The sequence below is a fragment of the Brevibacterium sp. genome (assembly GCF_031179145.1).
In the GTDB taxonomy this organism is placed as follows: Bacteria; Actinomycetota; Actinomycetes; order Actinomycetales; family Brevibacteriaceae; genus Brevibacterium.
The window spans coordinates 41,101-54,112 of record NZ_JAPSIB010000001.1 but is presented as its reverse complement, the minus strand read 5'-3'; the positions used below and the strand labels follow the sequence as shown (position 1 = coordinate 54,112).

The 13,012-nt window shown below is 67.8% G+C and carries 13 protein-coding genes; 6 read left to right on the top strand and 7 right to left on the bottom strand.

Features of this window, described 5'->3' with window-relative positions; all coding sequences use genetic code 11:
• The first annotated feature begins 2 nt into the window (after positions 1-2).
• Positions 3-551 carry a hypothetical protein gene (locus RIT73_RS00240; RefSeq protein ID WP_309130042.1) on the top strand — a complete coding sequence of 183 codons (549 nt, stop codon included), beginning with the start codon at positions 3-5 and terminating at the stop codon, positions 549-551.
• A gap of 110 nt (positions 552-661) precedes the next feature.
• On the opposite strand, the gene RIT73_RS00235 is transcribed toward RIT73_RS00240, so the two are convergent.
• Both RIT73_RS00235 and RIT73_RS00230 read right to left on the bottom strand, forming a co-directional pair.
• Positions 662-1,372, bottom strand: a complete 711-nt coding sequence (locus tag RIT73_RS00235) for an NAD(P)-dependent oxidoreductase (RefSeq protein ID WP_309130041.1) — start codon at positions 1,370-1,372, stop codon at positions 662-664.
• A gap of 26 nt (positions 1,373-1,398) precedes the next feature.
• Positions 1,399-3,120, bottom strand: a complete 1,722-nt coding sequence (locus RIT73_RS00230; RefSeq protein WP_309130040.1) for an N-acetylmuramoyl-L-alanine amidase — start codon at positions 3,118-3,120, stop codon at positions 1,399-1,401.
• Positions 3,121-3,329: 209 nt separating this feature from the next.
• Here RIT73_RS00230 and RIT73_RS00225 point away from each other — a divergent pair, with 209 nt between their 5' ends.
• Complete coding sequence (locus RIT73_RS00225) at positions 3,330-6,011, top strand: penicillin acylase family protein (RefSeq protein WP_309130039.1); 2,682 nt, start codon at positions 3,330-3,332, stop codon at positions 6,009-6,011.
• 3 nt (positions 6,012-6,014) lie between these two features.
• Here RIT73_RS00225 and RIT73_RS00220 read toward each other — a convergent pair whose 3' ends face one another.
• Positions 6,015-7,214, bottom strand: coding sequence for an alpha/beta fold hydrolase (locus tag RIT73_RS00220; RefSeq protein ID WP_309130038.1), 1,200 nt, complete (start codon positions 7,212-7,214; stop codon positions 6,015-6,017).
• Positions 7,215-7,329: 115 nt separating this feature from the next.
• On the opposite strand from RIT73_RS00220, the gene msrB reads away from it, so the two are divergent.
• The gene (gene msrB, locus RIT73_RS00215; protein WP_309130037.1) at positions 7,330-7,737 is read left to right on the top strand and encodes a peptide-methionine (R)-S-oxide reductase MsrB; all 408 of its coding nucleotides are present in this window, start codon (positions 7,330-7,332) and stop codon (positions 7,735-7,737) included.
• A complete protein-coding gene (locus RIT73_RS00210; protein ID WP_309130036.1) occupies positions 7,734-8,249 on the top strand; it encodes a GNAT family N-acetyltransferase in 516 nt (171 codons plus the stop codon). The genes msrB and RIT73_RS00210 overlap by 4 nt, the downstream gene beginning before the upstream one ends.
• A gap of 5 nt (positions 8,250-8,254) precedes the next feature.
• Here the strand turns inward: RIT73_RS00210 and RIT73_RS00205 are convergent, their stop codons facing one another.
• Positions 8,255-8,764 carry a MarR family transcriptional regulator gene (locus tag RIT73_RS00205; protein WP_309130035.1) on the bottom strand — a complete coding sequence of 170 codons (510 nt, stop codon included), beginning with the start codon at positions 8,762-8,764 and terminating at the stop codon, positions 8,255-8,257.
• 121 nt (positions 8,765-8,885) lie between these two features.
• Between RIT73_RS00205 and RIT73_RS00200 the strand changes: the two genes are divergently transcribed.
• Together RIT73_RS00200 and RIT73_RS00195 are read left to right on the top strand one after the other, a co-directional pair.
• Positions 8,886-9,119 carry a hypothetical protein gene (locus tag RIT73_RS00200; protein ID WP_309130034.1) on the top strand — a complete coding sequence of 78 codons (234 nt, stop codon included), beginning with the start codon at positions 8,886-8,888 and terminating at the stop codon, positions 9,117-9,119.
• Positions 9,109-9,498, top strand: coding sequence for an MGMT family protein (locus tag RIT73_RS00195; protein WP_309130033.1), 390 nt, complete (start codon positions 9,109-9,111; stop codon positions 9,496-9,498). Before RIT73_RS00200 ends, RIT73_RS00195 begins: the two co-directional genes overlap by 11 nt.
• 158 nt (positions 9,499-9,656) lie before the next feature.
• Here the strand turns inward: RIT73_RS00195 and hemQ are convergent, their stop codons facing one another.
• Genes hemQ through hemE form a run of 3 tightly spaced genes read right to left on the bottom strand, consistent with a single transcriptional unit; the run spans position 9,657 to position 12,867 of the window.
• The gene (hemQ, locus tag RIT73_RS00190; protein ID WP_309130032.1) at positions 9,657-10,367 is read right to left on the bottom strand and encodes a hydrogen peroxide-dependent heme synthase; all 711 of its coding nucleotides are present in this window, start codon (positions 10,365-10,367) and stop codon (positions 9,657-9,659) included.
• Positions 10,364-11,818 carry a protoporphyrinogen oxidase gene (gene hemG / locus RIT73_RS00185; RefSeq protein ID WP_309130031.1) on the bottom strand — a complete coding sequence of 485 codons (1,455 nt, stop codon included), beginning with the start codon at positions 11,816-11,818 and terminating at the stop codon, positions 10,364-10,366. The genes hemQ and hemG overlap by 4 nt, the downstream gene beginning before the upstream one ends.
• Positions 11,819-11,820: 2 nt before the next feature.
• Positions 11,821-12,867, bottom strand: a complete 1,047-nt coding sequence (gene hemE / locus RIT73_RS00180) for a uroporphyrinogen decarboxylase (protein ID WP_309130030.1) — start codon at positions 12,865-12,867, stop codon at positions 11,821-11,823.
• Between the last annotated feature and the right edge of the window lie 145 nt (positions 12,868-13,012).

The window sequence follows — 13,012 nt, the reverse complement described above, 5'->3', positions numbered from 1 at the left end:
CGATGCGGACACTCCTCATCTCCCTCGTCCAGTCGATCAACGGCTCCTACGCCCAGGACGACTGGTCGACCGGCGTCTCCACCGACGCCGACTTCGCCTATTTCAAGGGCCTGCGCCGGCAAGCGGGGGCGATCGTCATCGACCGCCGGACCGCGCTCAACCCCCAGCTTCCGGTCATCAATGCACCGGGCAAGGCGATGGCGGACACTCCGGTCCATGTCCTGACCGGCTCCGACTCCACCGTTCTGGCCGCGGAGCTCGAGGCGCGAGGACTGAACTACCAGGCTCACCACTTCACCCCGGACACCATCGCCGAGGTGCTCGAGGGGATCGAGTGCCGCAGCGACACGATCCTGTGTGAGTCGGGTCCCCATCTCGCCTACCGGCTCCTCGACTCCTACCCGAACGCCCAGCTGCACCTGAGCATGAGTCCCCTCTACAGTCGGAACCCGGGAAGCCATTTCTGCCGCCTCGACGCCGACATCGACCTCCGGCTCGACGGGGTCGAGAGCCGCGACGGCCAGGTGTTCATCCGCTACAGCAAGGCCTGAGCTCTCGCTGCGCATCTCCGTGGCTAGTTGGAGACCCGGGCGTCTCCGAAGCTGAGCTGGAGACCCGGGCGTCTCCGAAGCCGAGCTGGAGACCCGGAGCCTCCGCCGCGTCAGAACGCGTGGATCGACGTCACTGTCTGCTCCGCAGTGGGATGGGCGAGGATACGGACCACTGCCGCGGCGACGGCGCAGATGCTCACGGTCTCGACGCCCCCGGTCAGGTCGTTGCGATCGTCACCGGCGACCGGAGCGAGGATCTTCAGCTCCCGGAAGTTCACCGCCTCGGACTCTGCGGCGGCAACCCGGATGAGCATCTCCTGCGCCGCACCGAAGACGCTGATCGCCCCGGAGCCCACGCAGGCCTCGATGCTCGCCACTCCGTTGAGAGCCAGATGAGTGAGGCGGCCCGCTGCCGGCCCTCTCCCCGGCGATCCTCCACCGGCCGGCGAGCCTGTGCTGTCCTGCCCCCGTGCACCGGCCAGCGCTGTCGAGACCTGGCAGGCGGCGAAGTGCGCGCGCAGATGTGATTCCCAGTCGGAGTCGAACGACTGCAGCCCGCGCTCGAGCATCGGCCCGTCGACGTACCAGCCACCGAGAGCCGCAATGACGGCGTCGACGGGCCCGTGTCCGGAGTTCTGCCCGCGCAGCGCCTCGGCGACCTTCTCCGGGTGATCGACCCAATCGGGAACGACGATCGGCGCGTGGGCCACAGTCTCCTCCGGTTCCCTGCGCAGCAGACCGGAGACGTGGTGGGAGGCGCTGAGAGTCTCGGCCAGCAGAGTGCCGACGTGCCCGGAGGCTCCGACGATGAGAATGTGCATGCCGCCCATTCTAGTGAGACCCGGGTCTAGCGGTAGTAGACCTTCACGCCTTCACCGGTCTTGTAGGTCATGTACCCACCTTCGAAGTTCTGGCGCGTCTTGCCCGCCGAGGCGAATTCGCCGCTGGTGGGCAGGCCCAACCGGCTGCGCTCCCATCCGAGCGCCTTCCACCGACCGAGCATGCCGTGGCTCAGCGGCTGCCCCTTGGTCGTGCTCGAATAGGTGATCATGCCGTTCCGGAAGGTCTGATACACGGCATTCGACCGATACTTGAATCGGATCTCATCGCTGGACGGAAAACCCAGGATGCCCTTCTCGTAGCCGAGAGCGGCATACGCAGTTCTGATCCCGCCGGTGTTGAAGTGCGCCCCGGTGGCCGACGACCAGTAGACGGTGCCGTTCGCGAAGTGCTGGTACCAGCCGTCCGGATTCGACAGCGCCTTCATCGTCGCGACGGGAGCACCGGTCAGATCCATGTGTTCCCGGTAGTAGGCCCCGATCGCACCGCCGGTCGCGATTCCTCCTCCGACAGAGGACTGGAGGGCCTTGGCGCCGGACCTGATGCTCCCCAGCTGGGAGTAGAAGGAGTTCCCGGGGCATTCGGTGTAACTGGTGTCGCGGTGGCCCGAGACGACGTTGAGGCTCACGGACCGCCCGGCCGGGTACCGGCTCGTCGACCCGCCGCCGGAAGTCAGCGTCATCTTCCCCGTCGGGGCGAAGCCGTACTGATTGGCCTTCCACGCGATCACTCGCTTCACCGAATTCTGAGCAGCCGTGCTCGGCGCAGCCGTGCCGTACGTGCCCAGAACGCTGACGCCGATCGTCGAGGAGTTGAACCCTGCGGCGTGTGCGCCGGTGATCGCTCTGTCGATGCTGCCGGCCCGGCCCTCGTAGATCACCCCGTACTTGTCCACGAGGAAGTTGTAGCCGAGATCGCACCACCCGCGTGACTGGGTGTGATAGCTGAGATATCCCCGGATGATCGCGGGCGCCTGGGACCTCGTGTAGGAGTTCGACCCGGCGGTGTGGTGGAGGAACACGCCCTTGGCACCGGCAGTCGAATCCGGCTCGCAGCGCACGAGCGACTCATCCGCACCCCATTCCCTGCGGGTGACGATGTCCGCCTTGAGTCCATTGTGATAGACCTGAGCATCCACTCCCTCACCGGGCGCAACCGTGGGTGACGGCGATGGCTCCGCCTCGGCGGCCACGTCCGCATCCTCGTCGGTGACCTCGGTCGTGACTGTCCGGATCGTGATGTCGGTGGCGCCGAGGTGCGTCGTCGACGACCTCACCTCGACCTCCGCGGCGTCGACGACGGGCACTCCCTGGGTCTCACCGTCGATGCCCTGAGCGAAGGACCGCGCCTGCTTCCCCTCCGCCGATTGCTCGTCCGGACCACCCTCGTCCTCGGCGGGCAGCGGCTGCCAGGACGACCAGCCGTCGTCGTCGCGGATCCGCATCTCCAGGTGAGGGTCAGCCCCGTCCCAGCTCGCCCCGATGATGGTCACCTCGGACTCGTCGAGGTCGAGGCTCGTGACGTCGGATGACTGCGCCGAGTACTCCTTGACGGCGGTCGGCACATCGGTCTGCTCGATGTTGTCCGCCGTGACCTGGGAGCCTGCGGAGGCGGCTGCGACCGGCACTGCCGACAGTGACGCCGCGAGCAGCGCCCCTGCCAGCACGGATGATGTCAATCGGGCGGCTGTCCTGTCGAATGTCCTGGCTGTCTTCTCGGATACCGTCATCGGTTCGAGTTCCTCTCGGGTTCGGTCCCCGACCGGGTCATGCCCTCGCGGGGATGGCCGAAGCGGCACTGCTCGGGACCGAGGGGCGGGGATCGCGACTGTGCGACGGGTGAGTCGCTCAGTCGCCAGCATAGCGGTGTTCGTCCCTCTGACTGCGGCGACACGACTGTTAGTCTGGACGCAAGTTACCAACCAGTCGAAGGGGACTCATGGTGGCTGCCAACTCGACCAGCCGGCTTCTCACCGCCGTCCGGCCCGCCGATCCGACCCCCAGGGCAGCGAGCAGCGCGATCCTGCTGCGCATCCTCGCCATCGTCCTGGTCCTGCTCACCGTCCTCGCTCTCCTCGGAGTGCTCATTGTCCGCCGGTCCTTTCCGACGACCAGCGGAGAACTGTCCCTGCCGGGACTCGACGCCCCGGTCACCGTCGTGCGCGACGCGTCCGGCATCCCGATGATCGAGGCGAGCACGGCCCACGACCTGTTCCTCGCTCAGGGCTTCGTCCATGCCCAGGACCGGTTCTGGGAGATGGACTTCCGCCGTCATGTGACGGCAGGCCGATTGTCCGAGCTCTTCGGTCCGGCCCAGTTCTCGACGGACGCCTTCATCCGCACGCTCGGGTGGAGGCAGGTCGCCGAGGCGGAGGTCGCGGCACTCGACGACACCACCGCCGGCTATTACGAGTCCTACGCCGCCGGGGTGAATGGGTACCTGGCGGGCAGGTCACCCACCGAGGTGTCCCTGGAGTACGGGATCGTCGGACTCCAGAGCGGCGAGCTCACGATCGAACCGTGGACTCCCGCGGACAGCGTCTCCTGGCTCAAGGCGATGGCGTGGGATCTGCGGTCGAACCTCGAGGACGAGATCGATCGTGCGATCCTGTCGACGGCGCTCGACGAGGGCCAGATCGCCGACCTCTACCCCGAATACCCGTATGACGAGCGTCCCACCATCATCGGCGACACGGCGTCCACGACCGCCGAACCGCACCGGGAGCAGGCCCGAGTCGAGGGAACCACCGGCACGCCCGACCCGACCGCCGGCGGCACCACCGGCACGGTCAGTGCGGGCCCGGCTGCCACCTCGGCGAACGCGGCATCCGCGGGCGAATCCGGCATCTCCGATCTCCTCGAGCTCAAGTCGACTCTGCGGTCCCTGCCGGCCCTGCTCGGGCGCAGCAGCCGGGAGATCGGCTCGAACTCCTGGGTGGTCGCGGGCGATCACACCGCCACCGGCGCCCCTCTGCTCGCCAACGATCCGCACCTCTCCCCCTCCATGCCCTCGGTGTGGCATCAGGTCGGGCTGCGGTGCCGTGAGGTCACCGCCGACTGCCCCTTCGACGTCAGCGGCTTCTCGTTCTCGGGGCTGCCCGGCGTCGTCGTCGGCCACAATCGGGACATCGCCTGGGGCCTGACAAATCTCGGCCCCGATGTCTCCGACCTCGTCGTCGAAAGGATCCGGGGCGCCGAGGTGGTCCGCGGCTCCGGCACGTCACCGGTGGCCGAACGCCGGGAGACGATCGTGATCGCGAACGAGGCCCCGCGCACGATCACCATCCGCTCGACGGGGCATGGCCCCATCGTCTCCGACCTCGATGGCGCTTACCGCACCGTGCTCGACGCCACCGCCGGGACGGGCTCATCGGAACCGCCCGCCGCCGAGGAGCGCCAGGTCCTCGCCCTCGAGTGGACGGCGTTGGAGCCGGGGAACACTGCGAGGGCGGTGTTCGCGATCAACTCGGCCACCGATTGGGATGAGTTCCGTGACGCGGCGGCGCTGTTCGACGTTCCCGCGCAGAACCTCATCTATGCCGACCGGAGGGGCAACATCGGCTACCAGGCCCCCGGAAAGATCCCCCGTCGAGGCGAGGGTGACGGTCTGCTGCCCCGTTCCGGGTGGAAACCTGCGCAGGACTGGCAGGGCTTCTACGACTTCGCGGAGCTGCCCAGCGAATACAACCCCGAGCGGGGGTGGATCGTCACGGCCAACAATCCCGTCGCCGCGCCCGGAACCGCGGTCGACCTCAGCCGCGACTTCGACTACGGGGACCGGGCAGCGAGGATCACAGGTCTGCTGGCGCCGCTCGTCGCCGGCGGTTCCATCACCGCGGACGACTTCTCGCGGATTCAGGCGGACACCGCCAATCCGCTCGCCGCCGAGCTCCTCCCGCTGCTGTCCCAGCTCGAGTCGGACGATCCTGACGTCGTCGCCGCACAGGAGCTGCTGCGCTCCTGGGACGGCCGCGATGACGCCGACAGCGCCGCCGCCGCGTACTTCAACGTCTTCGCCGCGACACTCCTGCACGAGGTGTTCGCAGGCAAGCTGCCCGAGGGCGCCCCACCGGCGGGCGGGTCCCGGTGGTACCGCGTGATCGGCGATCTGCTCGACGAGCCCGAGTCACAGTGGTGGCAGACCGGGAAGGACGGGCAGGTCCGGACCAGGGACGAGGCACTCGTCCGCGCCCTCGATTCGGCCTGGACCGAGACCGAGGAGCTGCTCGGGGCCGAACCGGTGACCTGGCGATGGGGCACTCTGCACGCGCTGACGATCCGCAACTCCAGCCTCGGCGAATCGGGCATCGCGGCGGTCGAGAAGCTGTTCAACCGCGGGCCCTACGAGGTGTCCGGCGGTTCCGGAGTCGTCAATGCCGCCGGGTGGGACGCTGCGACCGGGTACGAGACGAACTGGGTGCCGTCGATGCGTCAGATCATCGACCTCGGCGACTTCGACTCATCCCGGTGGATCAACCTCACCGGCGCGTCCGGGCATGCGTTCCATGAGCACTATGCGGATCAGGTCGAGGATTGGTCGCAGGGCAGGACGCGGCCCTGGGCGTATTCGCCTCAGGCCGTGAGCCGCACCGCGGTCGACACTCTGACGCTGATGCCCTGAGGGTCAGCGCTGCGGGAGGATCTTCGCTTCGAGGAAGTTCGCGACGTCGTCTTCCCACTGCACGGGGTCGACGTTCCATTCCTTCGTATGATGGGCCTTGTCGTATTCGGGCATGATGACGAGGTCGCGGCGCACCGAGGCCAGCGCGTGCGAGGGTCCGGACGGGACGAATTCGTCGTCGTCGGAGTGGATGAGCAGCACCGGCAGATCGAGTTCGGCTGCCCGGGTGACCCAATCCATCCGCTCCAGATCCACCGGTGTCTGCAGCCCCGTGATCGGCCGGGCCCAGGGCCGGGTGATCATCTCCAGGGTCAGGCGCGCGATGGGCGTGGGAAGCATGTTCTTCTTCGCCTGGTTGTCGAGCACGTCGAACCAATCGACGACAGGCGCATCGAGGACGAGGGCCACGACATGGGCCTTGTTCCGTCCGCGCGAAGCCGTCTGCAGGGCGATGGCCCCGCCCATCGACCAGCCGAACAGGACGACGTTCCTCGCCCCGTGCCGCAGCGCGTGGTCAATGGCGACGTCGACGTCTATCCATTCGGTGTCGCCGAGTCCGTAGCGGGAGGTCTGCTCGACCCGCACCTCGGCGTCGTTGCGATAGGACATCGCGATCGCCGGAATGCCCAGGGTGTTCAGTATCGGGGCGGCTCGCAGCCCCTCCGCGCGAGTGCTGGCGCGGCCGTGGACGAGGATCGCCCAGGTGTCCTTGGGTTCGGGGTGGTCAGTCGGCAGGAACCAGGCCGGCAGCCGACCGGCGTCGGAGACGAGCTCGATGTCCTCGAACGGGACGTCGGCGGCCACCGGCTCGGGGTAGACGACACCCGTCCACCGCCCCTTCGTCGCCCGGCGGATGTCGCCGCGGGTGACGGAGAGGATCTCACGCGAGACGGTGCGGGATTTCGGGTCGTATTCGACGATGTCGCCGATCACCGCGTGGCCGGTCCCCTGGTTGAAGTAGAGGCCGTAGGTGCCAGGAACGGTGGTCTCCTCGTCCGCCGGCAGATGGATGTGCATGTTCGGCGGAAAACCGTCGATGTGGAGGATGTCGAGAATGTCGGGGGAATTCTCCGGGACGACGATCTTCCGGGCGAAGTAGGCGGCGAGTCCGGAGGACGCCACCGAGATCACAGCGCCGATCCCAGCACCAACACCCACCGAAGCCAGAAGCAGGCGAGTCGGGAATTTAGAGTCGCGAACCATGAAAACCTCCTGGCCTCATTGTCGCCCACGGAATGAGAACTCGCCAATCGCTGTTGACCTGATGCAGGTGGGATAATGAACCCCCAGGAAACGCACCCACCGATCGGAGGCCATGATGACGAACACCGCGAACCACGAGGAACTGCACTGGCAGGAGGTGCTCAGCCCCGAGGAGTACGCAGTGCTGCGTCAGGGCGGCACGGAACGGCCATTCACCGGCGAGTACGTCGACACCACCACGACGGGCATGTACCAGTGCCGGGCCTGCGGGGCCGACCTGTTCCCGTCCGACACGAAGTTCTCCTCCCACTGCGGCTGGCCCTCCTTCTACGCCCCTCTGGCCGAGGATCGGGTCCGCTACATCCGCGACTCGTCGATGGGGATGGAGCGCATCGAAGTCCGGTGCGCGAACTGCGATTCCCACATGGGCCACGTGTTCGAGGGCGAGGGGTATGACACACCGACCGACCAGCGCTACTGCATCAACTCGATCTCGCTGAAACTGGCGGAAGGGCAGGAGTGAGCGCACCGGCCCCTGTGCTCAAGACCTTCGACGAACTCACCGGCGTCGAGCTCTACGGGGTCATGCAGCTGCGTTCGCGCGTCTTCGTCGTCGAGCAGAACTGCCTGTTCCTCGACCAGGACGGCGTCGACACCCTGCCCGAGACGCTCCACGCCTTCTTCCCGTCCCCCGCCCGGACGATGACCGACACCCACGGCGCCGAGGTGGGGGTGAGCGTCGAGCCGATCGTCTACGCCCGCCTGCTGCCGCGCGACTTCCCCGACGGCCCGGCGTTCGAGCCGGGAGCCCGCAGCATCTCCCGGGTGGCGACGAACCCCGAGTTCCGCGGCGAAGGGTGGGGTCGACGACTCATCGCCGAACTCGTGGCCGCCCATGGGGACGGGCTGCTCACGCTCAACGCCCAGGCCCACCTCGAGGGTTTCTACCGGTCGTTCGGCTTCACCCCGAACGGACCGGGGTTCTTCGAGGACGGGATCGAACACACGCCGATGGCCCGCCCCGCAGGTGGGTGAGGGACTCAGGCTTCACGCTGCAATTCCCGCAACTCCCGCAATTCCCGCGAATCCGAGGAGTCGACAGAGGCGTCGGCAGAGGCGTCGACAGAGGCGATGAGCTCGGTCATCGTGGCGTGCAGCCGGCGCAGTGCCGCCTCGTCCATTCCGAGCTTGGCCATCATCGTGCCTGGGATCTTCTCCGCCTTCGAGCGCAGCTCCTTCCCCGTCTCCGTCAGCGACACCTCGACGACCCTCTCGTCCCTGCTGCTGCGATCCCGGCGCACGTATTCAAGAACCTCGAGTCGCTTGATCAGCGGTGAGACCGTGGCGGGTTCGAGTCGGAGCATTTCGGCGATCCTCTTCACCGTCAGTGTCTCGTGCTGCCACAATGCCAGCATCACCAGATACTGCGGGTGGGTGAGGTGAATCGGTTCGAGAACCGATCGATACGCCGCGATGACACTGCGCGATGCCACCGCCAATGCAAAGCAGATCTGACTCTCCAGAGCCAATGGGTCATTGGTGCTCGACATCGCTGACCGCCCTCTCCCAATTGATAAGTACACTAATAATTAGACTACTATGATTGTGGAACCCCGGTCCGGCGGTTCGTCCTGCGGAGGGCCGAAGCGGACCTTGACGAACGGACTCACCATGACAGACTCCTCCGACCCTCAGCGTCGCGTCGCCTGGCTCAATCGCTTCTTCGTCAAGATCGTCGGGCCCGCACAGGTCGACGGCAACCGCCCCGGCGGGTACTTCGAGAACGAGCATCTGCGCCACGAGCGCCTCGCCGAGATGGGCCTCGAGATGCGCACCGATGCGAACGGTCATTCCTACGTGGTGAAGAAGTCGGCTCCCCCGAAAGAGCCTTCCGATGAGCAGTGATCACGGCGTCCAGGATCTCGGCGTCCAGCGGCAGGATCGCGGCGCCCCACGACAGGATCACGATGCCCCGCGGCTGAGCAGCCCCCGCGATCTCGTCGCTGCCGTGGCCGACGTGCTCGACGACATCGCACCCGGGTCCGTCGCCACCTATGGCGATGTCGCCGCGCAGCTCGGAATCTCACCCCGTCAGGCCGGCCGCGAAGTGAGCAGGGCTCCCGACGAGGTGCCCTGGTGGCGCGTCGTGCGCGCAGACGGCATCCCGGGAGCCTGCCGCGGTGGTCATGCGCCGGAGTTGCTGGAGGCCGAGGGAGTGCCGATGAGCAGCGGACGCGTCGATCTCAACCTGGCCAGACAGTCATGGTCTGACGCTCCGGACTGAAAGCGCCCCGGATGGAACGGCCCCCGGGGGCCGCAATCGCCTCGGGGGCCGTCAGCGCGAGGCGGGAACCACCTCGGAGCCGTTGTCCGTTGGTCACCTCAGCGCGGGTCACCTCAGCGCCGGTCACCTCAGCGCCGGTCACCTCAGCGTCGATCGCCTCAGCGCCAGCCGGAGATGATGTCGACGAGCTCCCTGCGCGGTCCCGTGTAGAAGGGAACCTCTTCCCGCACGTGCAGACGCGCCTCGGTGTTGCGCAGATCGCGCATGAGGTCGACGATTCGATGCAGCTCCGCCGCTTCGAAGGCCAGCAGCCATTCGTAGTCGCCGAGGGCGAACGAGGCGATCGTGTTCGCCTTGACGTCCTTGTAGCCCGCAGCCGCCATGCCGTGGTCGCGCAGCATTGTCGACCGCTCCTTCGGGTCGAGGAGATACCAGTCGTAGGACCGCACGAACGGGTAGACGCACACGTAGTCGCCGGGCTCGTCGTCGGTGAGCAGCGCCGGCAGGTGGGCTTTGTTGAACTCCGCCGGCCGGTGCAGTCCGACGACCGACCAGACAGGTTCGAGGATCCCGCCGAGCAGACTGCGGCGCACTGCCGAGTACGCGGCCTGGACGAGTTCGATCGTAGGCGCATGCCACCAGAACATGACGTCGGCGTCGGCGCGCAGCGCGGACACATCGTAGATCCCGCGGACGACGAGCCCCTGCTCGCGCAACGGCGCCAGGGCGGCGTCGACCTCGGAGGCCAGTTCGGCCCGATCGGCGTCGCCGAGCTCTCCGGCCGAGGCGAACACCGAGTAGGCGATGTACCGGGTCTCGGCGTTCGCCTGTTCGATCTGCTCGTCGGTGGGGTGTGAGTAGTCGCTCATTCGTGCTCCTTCTTCGTGTTCTCGTCTGTGTCTGTCCTGAGGGGTGTCCCATCGGTGTCGACGGAGACATGGTTCTGCCCGTTCTCGGTGAGCAGCCGCGTGGCGACGACGTCGGCCCGTTCGATGCACGCAGGGATTCCGACCCCGTGATAGGCGGACCCCGCCAGCTCGAGTCCGGGCACGCGCGCGAGTGCGGCGTCGATGGCGGTGACCGTCTTGGCGTGTCCGGGCAGATACTGCGGCAGAGCCTCGTCCCAGTGCCTGACCTCGGCAGCGACGAGGCGGTCACTGCGGCCCGTGATCCGCTGCCAGTCGGCGAACGCCCGCCGGGCGAGCTCGGTCTCGGGCAGGTCCTGCCAGGTCCGAGGTTCATCGCCGAATCGGCCGATGCTCATCCTGACGACCGCCGTGCCCGCGGGCAGGCGCTCGCGCACCCAGGGCCACTTGTTCGACACGTGGGTCGCGGCCTTGATGAACGTGTCCTCCGTCGGCGGGACGAGGAAGCCCGATCCCGCGAGCGGACTCTCGCCCACCTCGACCAGCGCCAGCACCAGGGCGGTCGACGCATAGGGAATCCCGCTGAGGAGCGACGCTGCGGCCGGGGCCGCCTCGGCGAGGAGCTGCCGGGCCACGTCCGCAGGCGTGGCGACGACGACGGCGTCCGTGGCGATCTCGGCTCCCGCTGCGCTCACCGTCCACCCGTCGGCGGAGGCGGCCAGAGCATCGACTGCGGTACCGAGCCGGAGTGTCGCCCCCCGGGCCCGGATCCGCTCCGCCAGCGCCGGGACGAGGCGGTTGATCCCGCCGACCAGGCTCATGAACACTGGGGCGGGTGTCGCGGCAGCGGACTCTCGTGCGGCGATGAGCTCCCTGACGAGCTCGAGCACCGAGGTGCCGCTCCTGGCGGCGGGCAGCAGCGCGGGCACGGTCGCGGCCAGGGACAGGTTCCGGCACCGTCCCGCGTAGACTCCGCCGAGCAGTGGGTCGACGAGGGTGTCGACGAGTTCGGCGCCGAGGCGCTCGGACAGGAAGTCGCCGAGTGAAACGTCGCCGGTGACCGGCGGACTGAGGACCTCCGCGGCGACCCGTTCGGCCGCCTCCGCACCGAGCAGTTCCGCTACATCGGCGGGATCGGCGGGCACGCCCATCACGGTGCGCTTCGGAATCGGGTGGAGGCGCCCGCGGGCGAAGACCTGGGAGGAATGGGCCGGGGACGGGAAGACTGCGTCGAGACCCAGCTCGGCGGCCAGTTCCCTGGTCTCGCTGCGGCGGTGGAGGCTCGCCTCGGCGCCGATGTCGAGTCCCTCGGGGAAGGCGCCGTCGACCGTCGTCGCACGCAGGCAGCCGCCGAGGCGGTCGGCCGCTTCGAGCACCGTCACCTCGTGGTACGGGGCCAAGCGATGAGCGGTCACGAGCCCGGAGATGCCTCCGCCGATGACGGTGACGCGCATGCTCAGCCTCGGGCGGCGAGGATCTCGGCGGACACCCGGTGCACCTCGGCGACGATCCGGCCGGGCACCTCGGGGTCGGTGTCGGGCAGGACCCCGTGGCCGAGGTTGAAGACGAATCCGGCTTCGTGGTCGAGACCCTGCCGCACGATCGTCTCGATCCGCGGCGCCAGGGCCTCCCAGGGTGCGAACAGCAGAGCCGGGTCGAGGTTGCCCTGCAGCGCCTGGTGCGGCTGCACGCGGGTGGACGCATCGTCGAGGCCGACACGGAAGTCGACGCCCATGGCACTCGATCCGGCACGCGACATCGAGCTCAGGAGCTCACCGGTCTGGACTCCGAAGTGAATGCTCGGCACGTCGTGGCCGGCGAGTGCGGCGAAGACGGCGCTCGAGTGCTCGAGCACGTGGTCCTCGTAGTCGCGCCGGGACAGGTAGCCGGCCCAGGAGTCGAAGAGCTGGAAGGCCCGGGCGCCTGCGCTCAGCTGCACGTCGATGAAGGTGGTGGAGATCCGCGCGAGCTTGGCAAGCAGCGCCGAGAAGGTCTCGGGCTCGGCGATCATCAGTGACTTCGTCTTCTCGTGGTTCTTACTCGGCCCGCCTTCGATGAGGTAGCTGGCCAGGGTGAAGGGGGCGCCGGCGAAGCCGATCAGCGGGGTCTCGGCGCCGAGTTCGGCCGTGATGCGCCCGATCGATTCGGCGATGTCGGGGATCTGCTCCGGGTCGAGTTCGGGCAGCGCATCGACATCGACGCGGCTGCGGATCGGCTCGGCGATGACCGGACCCTTGCCGGCCACGATCTCCACGTCGACGCCGGCCGCCTGCAGGGGGACGACGATGTCGGAGAAGAAGATCGCCGCATCGACGCCGTGCCGGCGCACGGGCTGACACGTGATCTCCGTGACGAGTTCGGGATCGCGGCAGGCGGCGAGCATCGAGGTGCCCGATCGCAGCGCGCGGTATTCGGGAAGGGAGCGTCCGGCCTGACGCATGAACCAGACCGGCGTGTGCTCGATCTGTTCGCCGCGCAGGGCAGGCAACAAGGTGGAAGTCATGTCCCCCATCTTTCCATCCCTGTGCGACCGACGCCCAGCGGGTCACGATTTCAAGATTCTCCGTCTTGGATCGCCGCGTTCGCGACAAATCTCCGCTCCCGCCTCGGCGTGGATGATTCCTCTGCCGGGTCACGTCATCTATCGT

Bases quoted from the DNA above. Each gene is read 5' to 3' on its own strand.
- hemG (WP_309130031.1), bottom strand. From the start codon at position 11,818: ATGCGCGTCACCGTCATCGGCGGAGGCATCTCCGGGCTCGTGACCGCT.
- msrB (WP_309130037.1), top strand. From the start codon at position 7,330: ATGACGAACACCGCGAACCACGAGGAACTGCACTGGCAGGAGGTGCTC.
- RIT73_RS00220 (WP_309130038.1), bottom strand. From the start codon at position 7,214: ATGGTTCGCGACTCTAAATTCCCGACTCGCCTGCTTCTGGCTTCGGTG.
- RIT73_RS00225 (WP_309130039.1), top strand. From the start codon at position 3,330: ATGGTGGCTGCCAACTCGACCAGCCGGCTTCTCACCGCCGTCCGGCCC.
- RIT73_RS00205 (WP_309130035.1), bottom strand. From the start codon at position 8,764: ATGTCGAGCACCAATGACCCATTGGCTCTGGAGAGTCAGATCTGCTTT.
- hemE (WP_309130030.1), bottom strand. From the start codon at position 12,867: ATGACTTCCACCTTGTTGCCTGCCCTGCGCGGCGAACAGATCGAGCAC.
- hemQ (WP_309130032.1), bottom strand. From the start codon at position 10,367: ATGAGCGACTACTCACACCCCACCGACGAGCAGATCGAACAGGCGAAC.
- RIT73_RS00235 (WP_309130041.1), bottom strand. From the start codon at position 1,372: ATGCACATTCTCATCGTCGGAGCCTCCGGGCACGTCGGCACTCTGCTG.
- RIT73_RS00195 (WP_309130033.1), top strand. From the start codon at position 9,109: ATGAGCAGTGATCACGGCGTCCAGGATCTCGGCGTCCAGCGGCAGGAT.
- RIT73_RS00230 (WP_309130040.1), bottom strand. From the start codon at position 3,120: ATGACGGTATCCGAGAAGACAGCCAGGACATTCGACAGGACAGCCGCC.
- RIT73_RS00240 (WP_309130042.1), top strand. From the start codon at position 3: ATGCGGACACTCCTCATCTCCCTCGTCCAGTCGATCAACGGCTCCTAC.
- RIT73_RS00200 (WP_309130034.1), top strand. From the start codon at position 8,886: ATGACAGACTCCTCCGACCCTCAGCGTCGCGTCGCCTGGCTCAATCGC.